The sequence below is a fragment of the Halorhodospira sp. 9621 genome, from assembly GCF_022228055.1.
GTDB classification, from domain to species: domain Bacteria; phylum Pseudomonadota; class Gammaproteobacteria; order Nitrococcales; family Halorhodospiraceae; genus Halorhodospira; species Halorhodospira halophila_A.
In genome coordinates this window covers 1-1,223 of record NZ_JAJNRD010000084.1, presented here as the reverse complement: position 1 = coordinate 1,223, position 1,223 = coordinate 1, and the positions used below count along the sequence as shown (strand labels likewise).

The following is a 1,223-nucleotide window of genomic DNA, read 5'->3' as shown; positions in this document are numbered from 1 at the left end:
GGAAGATCCGGTTCTCGCGCCAGCCGGTAATCCGTTCGTCCTGATAGGCGGCCAGAGGCAGCTCTTCGGGCACGCCGGTGTCAGCCACCCGTTGCAGCGCCGCGAGCAGGCCCATCTCCTCGACACCCGGGAAGCATTCGGCGAGCGTCCGGCCGATGAGTTCATCTCGGGATCTCTGTTCAATGCGCTCGGATGCCGGGTTGAGATCGATGAACTCGAAATCCCGTCCCTGATCCACCGGGCGATACACGGCCACGCCACTGCCGGTCTGCTCGAAGATCCCGGCGAAGCGTTCCTTGGCCGCCTGCAGGGCTTGCTCGGCGCGGTGCTGTTCGGTGATATCGAGCACGAATCCGTCCAGGTGGGCCACATCGCCCTGGGCATTGCGCACGGCAACCCCCCGCTCCTGGACCCAGCGTAGTGACCCGTCTCGGTGCCGAAGGCGGTATTGCACCTCCCAGGGACGGTTTTCGCCCACTGCCTCGGCGATGGTCTCATCGACCCTGGCCAAATCATCCGGGTGAATGAGCTGGGCATAGGAGACAGTGGCATTGTTGACCAGTTCGTCGCTGGCGTAGCCGGTCACCCGCTCGGCCGCCTGACTGACCAGAAGCATGGTCCAGTCATCGTCGTCGAGGCAGCGGAAGGTGATCCCCGGGACGTTATCCATCAACGAGGCGAGCTGGTTGTTGGCGTCCTCCAGCGCTTGTCGGGTCTGCTCGATGTCGGAGATATCCTGGATGATCGACCAGATGACCTCGCGCCCCTCCGGGGTGGTGGTCTTGAAGCCGTGGAGCAGGACCGGATAGCAGTGGCCGTCCTTGTGGATGTACTCCTTTTGGAACGGCCCGTAGCGTCCAGTGCGTTGCAGCGACTCGATCTGCTCGAGTTCCTGCGGTCGATACGCCTCCGGGGTCACGTCCCAGTAGCTCAGCGCCCGGAACTCCTCGCGGGTGTAGCCGGCGGGCTCGTTGATGGCGTCGTTGAAATCGAGGAACTCGCCGGTGTGGAAGTCGTTCATGGCGATACCAACCGGCGAGAGTTCGAAGAGCCCGCGGAACTTGGCCTCTGCCGCGGCGAGGTGGCGGAGGTTCTCTTCCTCCTCGGTTACATCCTGGTTGACGCCCACGACCCGCACCGGGGCGCCGGAGGCATCGCAGACCACCTGGGCAAGCCCGAGCAGGGTGCGGAATCGGCCGTCATCCGCGCGGCGGATGTCCATC

General features: G+C 64.4%; 1 protein-coding gene. It reads right to left on the bottom strand.

Annotated features, from left to right (window positions below):
* A partial coding sequence (locus LRF89_RS13165) for a PAS domain S-box protein (protein ID WP_238637360.1) occupies window positions 1-1,223 on the bottom strand: 1,223 nt, incomplete at both ends.